Annotated in this window: 6 protein-coding genes; 2 read left to right on the forward strand and 4 right to left on the reverse strand. The window is 31.0% G+C overall.

Annotated elements, in window-relative coordinates:
- Positions 1–2: 2 nt before the first annotated feature.
- The 3 genes from ACWCL1_RS07640 to ACWCL1_RS07650 are packed head-to-tail and all read right to left on the reverse strand — an operon-like array spanning position 3 to position 4,096.
- Positions 3–962, reverse strand: a complete 960-nt coding sequence (locus tag ACWCL1_RS07640) for a thymidylate synthase (RefSeq protein WP_454546315.1) — start codon at positions 960–962, stop codon at positions 3–5.
- 15 nt (positions 963–977) lie between these two features.
- Entirely contained in the window at positions 978–2,879 is a 1,902-nt protein-coding gene (locus tag ACWCL1_RS07645) for an ABC-F family ATP-binding cassette domain-containing protein (protein WP_454546316.1), read from the reverse strand.
- A gap of 11 nt (positions 2,880–2,890) precedes the next feature.
- On the reverse strand, positions 2,891–4,096 hold the full coding sequence (locus tag ACWCL1_RS07650; RefSeq protein WP_454546317.1) for a CCA tRNA nucleotidyltransferase: 1,206 nt from the start codon (positions 4,094–4,096) through the stop codon (positions 2,891–2,893).
- A gap of 193 nt (positions 4,097–4,289) precedes the next feature.
- Between ACWCL1_RS07650 and ACWCL1_RS07655 the strand changes: the two genes are divergently transcribed.
- Entirely contained in the window at positions 4,290–5,156 is an 867-nt protein-coding gene (locus tag ACWCL1_RS07655) for a YitT family protein (protein WP_454546318.1), read from the forward strand.
- An 87-nt stretch (positions 5,157–5,243) separates the two neighbouring features.
- A complete protein-coding gene (locus ACWCL1_RS07660; RefSeq protein ID WP_454546319.1) occupies positions 5,244–6,065 on the forward strand; it encodes a site-specific integrase in 822 nt (273 codons plus the stop codon).
- 51 nt (positions 6,066–6,116) lie between these two features.
- On the opposite strand, the gene ACWCL1_RS07665 is transcribed toward ACWCL1_RS07660, so the two are convergent.
- A partial coding sequence (locus ACWCL1_RS07665; protein ID WP_454546322.1) for an IS3 family transposase occupies positions 6,117–6,280 on the reverse strand: 164 nt, incomplete at its 5' end.

The following is a 6,280-nucleotide window of genomic DNA, read 5'->3' on the forward strand; positions in this document are numbered from 1 at the left end:
CTTTAAACTGCTACAGGTGCTTTAATTGCAGGTGCTGGATTATAGTCTAGTACTTTAATGTCTTCCATTTCAAAATCTTCAATATGTTTCTTTTCTGGATTTAACCAAAGTGTAGGTGCTTCTACTGGCGTGCGCTTTAATTGTTCTTTTACTTGATCAAAGTGATTCTTATAAATATGCGCATCACCTAATGTATGCACAAATTCACCAACTTCTAAGTTGGTTTCACGTGCAATTAAATGCGTTAACATCGCATAACTGGCAATATTAAATGGAACTCCTAAAAAAGTATCTGCACTTCGTTGGTAAAGTTGACAGCTCAATTTACCATCAACCACATAAAATTGAAAAAGGACATGGCATGGTGGTAATGCACTTGTAGGAACATCTTCTGGATTCCATGCAGTCACAATTAAACGCCGAGAATTAGGATTAGTCTTAATTTGTTCAATGACATTTTTAATTTGATCAATTGTTTTTCCTTTACTTGTTTTCCAGTGACGCCATTGAGCACCATAAACATCACCTAAATTGCCATATTTTTTAGCAAACTCATCATCATTTACAATTCGTTGGCAAAATTTCTTTTTTTCTTCACGATATAATTTGTTAAATTCGGGATCTTCTTGTGAGCGTAATCCAAAGTTTGTCATATCTGGACCATGATATTCATCACTTTGCACCCAATTTTTAAAAGCCCATTCATCCCAAATATGATTTTTATGTTGTAAAAGAAATTGAATATTAGTGTCTCCTCTTAAAAACCAAAGAAGTTCACTTTTAATTCTATTAAAAGCAACTTTTTTAGTTGTTAGTAGCGGAAATCCTTGACTTAAATCAAAACGCATTTGATAACCAAATAAACTTTTAGTTCCTGTTCCCGTTCGATCATCCTTAATATGTCCATGATCTAAGATGTCCTTAATTAATTGTAAATATGGTCCTTCAACAATTTCTGTCATAATCAATACTCCTTACTAATTTTGATTTGCAATTTGATCAAGTTCTTCCCAACGTTCCATTTTTTTCATTGATTCTTCATCGATTTGATCGATTTCACGTTGTAAATCACCTAATTTAGCATAATCTGTGCCCAATGTAGCTTCCATTTCATTTTGCAATTCTTGTCTTTTATTATCTAATTCATCAATTTGTTTTTCAAGTGTTTCATATTCTAATCTTTGAGCATAGGTTAATTTTTTCTTAGTTTTTGAAACACTTTTTTTATTTTCTTGTTTGGACTTTTCTTTTTTATTTTCAGTAACTTTTGCTTGATTACCAATAGACTTTTTCAAATAATCTGTAAGTAATCCTGAATAGCGCTCGATTTGAGCATTACCATCAAAAATATATAATTGATCAGCAACTTTATCTAGAAAATAACGATCATGTGATACCGTTATTACAGTACCATCAAAATTATCTAAATAATCTTCAAGAACTGTTAAAGTGCCTATGTCTAAATCATTAGTAGGTTCATCTAGTAATAATACATTAGGTTGTTGAATTAGCAATTTTAATAAATATAGCCGTCTTTTTTCCCCACCTGATAGTTTGCGAATTAAAGTTCCATGCATAAATCTTGGAAATAAAAATTGTTCTAGCAACTGTGTTGTACTAACACGTTCACCATTTTTATTAACAACGCTTTGTCCCACTTCATTTAAGTAGTTAATGACTCTTTTATCTTCTGGAATCGGTTCAGTTTGTTGTTGGTAATATGCTAATTTGACGGTTTCACCCGTAATTAGCTTACCTTCATCTAAAGCTACTTTTCCTGCTAAAATATTTAATAATGTAGATTTCCCGGCACCATTTAGTCCAGTAATTCCAATTCGATCACCTGCATTAATCATCATATTAAAATGATTAAGAATTAGATGACTACCAACTTTTTTAGAAGCATTTTCTAATTGCAATACTTTTTTTCCAAGACGCTGTGACCCTAAATTGATTTGAACATTTTGGTCCACCTTAACCTTGTTATTAACACTTTTTTCAAGATCATGAAAATGATTTATGCGGGCTTGTTGTTTAGTTGTACGTGCTTTTGCTCCGGTCCGTATCCAAGCCAATTCTTTTTTATATAATTGCTGTTGCTTATGCTCTTGAGTTAGTTCGCGTTCAATTCGCTCGGCTTTTTGAGCAACATAATCCTCATAATTTCCTTCATAAGAGTAAAGTTTTCCAAATGATAATTCCATGATTTTAGTTGCAACTTGATCTAAAAAATAACGATCATGAGTCACAACTAACAATGCACCTTTATAATTCGATAGATATTTTTCTAACCATTCAATAGAATCAAAATCTAGATGATTAGTAGGCTCATCTAAAATTAACAAATCTGGTGCTTGAATCAAAACTTGTGCTAAACCAACGCGTTTCTTTTGTCCACCTGAAAGTGTCTTAATCTTTTGCGTTAAATCCTTAATTTGTAACTGCGTTAAAATGGTTTTGACTTCACTGTCAGCATTCCAAGCATCTTCTTGATTCATTTTCTTTTCAGCATCATCATAACGTTTTTGTAACTTTTCATTTTCAGGATTTTCACTATATTTCGATAATGCATTTTCATATTCACGAATAGTTTGAAATATTGGTGAGGCCCCTTCAAAAATTGCATCCATAATCGTTTTATTTTCATCAAATTCTGGAAGTTGAGTTAAATATCCAATCCGATAGTCATTTGGTTTAATTAACTTTCCTGAATCAGCCGGATCAAGACCAGTAAGTGCATTTAATAACGTTGTTTTCCCTGAACCATTTGTTCCAATTAAACCGATTCGATCATGTTCATTGATAATAAAATTAGCATCTTCAAATAATGTTTTTTCGCCATATGTTTTGGTTAGATGTTCAATTCGTAAAGTTTGCATCTTTTCGCTTCCTAATCAAAATTTGTTTTCACAAAATCTAATAATTTTGTCCGTTGATTTTGTAAATTTCCATTTAAAATTTGTTCTTTTACAGTTTCTAAAATCTTCCCAATTTTAGGTCCTGGTTTAATTTCTAATTCTTTAATTAAATCTGTTCCAGTAATAGCTATTTCACTAGTTGATTTAATTGGCAAAGCCTCATAATATTTTTTAATTTCTTGATCTGAAATATCCGTTTGCTTAAGTAGCTTGGCAACATGATTAGCTGCTAATATTAAATCAAGTCCTGTATCAAATAAGAGTTGCGGATTAGTAAAATCTTGCGTTGATTCAAGTGCAATTTGGCCAATTTCAACTTGATTAATTAACTCTTTTGAAGTCTTCCAACGTCGCATTAACTTAGTAGTTTCAAGTGGTGTTAATCCAAACTCATGTCCCATCAAAATCCAACACTCTACTTCAGAATTTAAATGTAAATCATTAATCTCACTAATTTTTTCAAGTCCAGAACCATATTGATCAAAATCTGGACAATACTTGTATAAGTTTGTTTCAATAAATGTTTTAATTGCATTTTGTGGATTGTGTCCTAAAAGCAACTTTATCCATTCAACGTGGATTCGTTCAACTGCAATTTTTTCCAGCAAAGGAGCATTATCCTGAATGGCTTTTTCTGTATTTTTTTCAATTTTAAAATCCAGTTGACTCATAAAGCGAATGCTTCGCATCATTCTTAAAGCATCTTCATGATATCTTTCGTGTGGATCTCCAACTGCACGAATAATATGATTTTTTAAGTCTTCCAACCCATTAAATAAATCAACTATATTCCCATTTACATCCATTGCTAGTGCGTTAATGGTTAAGTCGCGTCTTTTTAAATCTTCTGCTAATGAGCGCACAAAAGTAACATGATCAGGTCTTCTAAAATCTTGATAAGTTGACTCCGTTCTGAAAGTCGTTACTTCATACCCTTCACCATGATCTAGAACCATAACTGTGCCATGTTCAATTCCAGTATCTACAGTTCTTTTAAAAATACTCTTAATTTCTGCTGGGTATGCACTACTAGCAATATCAACATCATGTAAAGGTAATTCTAACAATGTATCTCGTACACAACCACCAACAAAATAAGCTTCAAATCCTGCATTTTGAATAGCTTCTAAAACTGGCTTAGCTTTTTTAAATTCTTCTGGAAATTTTGTAATTTTCATTTTATCATCTCACAATTTATTTCTAACGTTTATTTTATCAAATGTAATAATGACTATCTATTAATTAAACAAAATTTTCACTCAATGAAAATTAACTATAAATTTTTCATAATTTTCAATTCGCAATGGTAGCACTTTTCAAAGATATTTGGTAATCTAGAAAAAGATATTTTATTTTGATTGGAGGCAAATTATGGCTGTAAAAAAAGATGAACGACTTCGTTTTCTTGATTTTTTAATGATTACAATTGGCACAGGAATATATGCATTTGCATTCGTTACTATCAATATGACTAATCGTTTTGCTGCTGGTGGAATTGCTGGGGTTACTTTGATTTTAAAATTTTTAGCTGGTGTTAACCCTGCAGTTTCTACAGTTTTAATCAATATTCCCCTTTTAATTATTGGTTATCGTTATTTAGGACGACAATCTTTGATCTATACAATCTATGGTACATTCAGTCTTTCATTTTGGATTCAAGTATGGCAAGTTGTTCCCGTTAACTTGAATCTTCACCATGATTTATTCATCGCTGCAATTTTAACTGGGATTATTGCTGGTTGCGGTTTAGGAATAACTTATCGGTTCAATGGAACTACAGGTGGAACTGATATTATTGCACGAATTCTAGAAAAGAAAAAAGGATCAGCTATGGGACAATCATTGTTCGCACTTGATGTGATTGTGTTAACTGCCTCACTCACATATGTTGATTTACGTCGGATGATGTATACTCTAGTTGCTTCTTTTGTTCTTTCAAGAGTAATTAACTTTGTTCAAGATGGCGGATACTCCGCTCGTGGAATTATTATCATGACTCAACATCCTGAAGAAATTTCAAATGAAATTATCGCTACTATGAATCGCGGAGTTACCTATCTTCAAACTGAAGGTGCTTTTTCACGACGTCAAGGAAAAGCTTTATATTGCGTAGTTAGTCAAAGCGAAATTACAGAAGTTAAACGAATTATCGCAAAATTTGATAAACGGGCATTTGTCTCCATTGTTGATGTTAACGAAGTAATTGGTGAAGGTTTTACCTATGAACCCGAAAAATAAACATTAAGAAGGTATGATTGAACCATGCCTTCTTTTTTGATATACTTTGATAGTTAAAGTAACATTTTATTATTGGAGGAATTCCCGATGTCTTTTCCTTATCAAGAAAGATTTACTAATTACTTAGCATCAGAATTATTTTTAGCTGATTCTACTATCAATGACTTAGTTAATGATGTTGAACGCTTTTTTAAATATCTTCGTCAAAAAAACTCAAACTATATTAATAACCCTTCTGTATTAAATTTATCAGAGTTAGATGTTAAGGAATATCTTGGATTTTTACAAATTCAAAAAAATATTAAAAATTCAACATATAACAAAATTCTGACTCATTTAAACAAATATTTTATCTTTCTTTTTCAAAATCAACTAATTACTTCGTTACCTACTCTTTCGCTTAAAGGATTGACTAAAAACAATTCTTCTCAAAAATTGACGGATTGGACCCAAAATATTGAATTATATTTGAAAGATTTTCAATTATCATTTTATACTCGACTAACTTTATTGTTGTTGTCCCACTATTACACTATTACAGAAATTATCGAACCCAGTTTTTATAAAGTTCTTACTGTTGAAAATTGGAATCCAACTGAAAAAGATTTTTTGAATCAATTTAACCACTTCCATCAAAAATATGAGCAGCTGCAACAATCCAAAAGTCTTTTTCTTAAAGAAAAAATTAACCTTGCTCAACCTGCTTTAAGTTTAGCTGGATTACATAAAGTTTTAAAAAAAGATCAGGGTAAAATTGATATTGAATTAAAACCATCTAAACTTTATCAAAGTGCGGTTTTAGATTTTATTAACAAAAATCAAACTCTTACTGATGATGAACTTTGTCAACATCTTAGATTAACAATTGAATCGTTGGCATATTATCGAACCTTAAATTCACAAAAATAAAGAGCAATGATATTTGTGAAGTGAACCCCAAAAGTTGAACACTTTATTAAATTAAGCAGTTAGGGATTGAGTTCTGTATTGAACAGAACTTAGTCCTTTTAATTTTACCTTAATTCTTTCATTATTATAGTAATAAATGTACTGATGGATTGCTCGAATTAATTCATCAGTATTTTTATATTGGCTTTCATAACCATAAAACATCTCTCTTTTCA

The organism is Ligilactobacillus sp. LYQ135, from assembly GCF_053711055.1.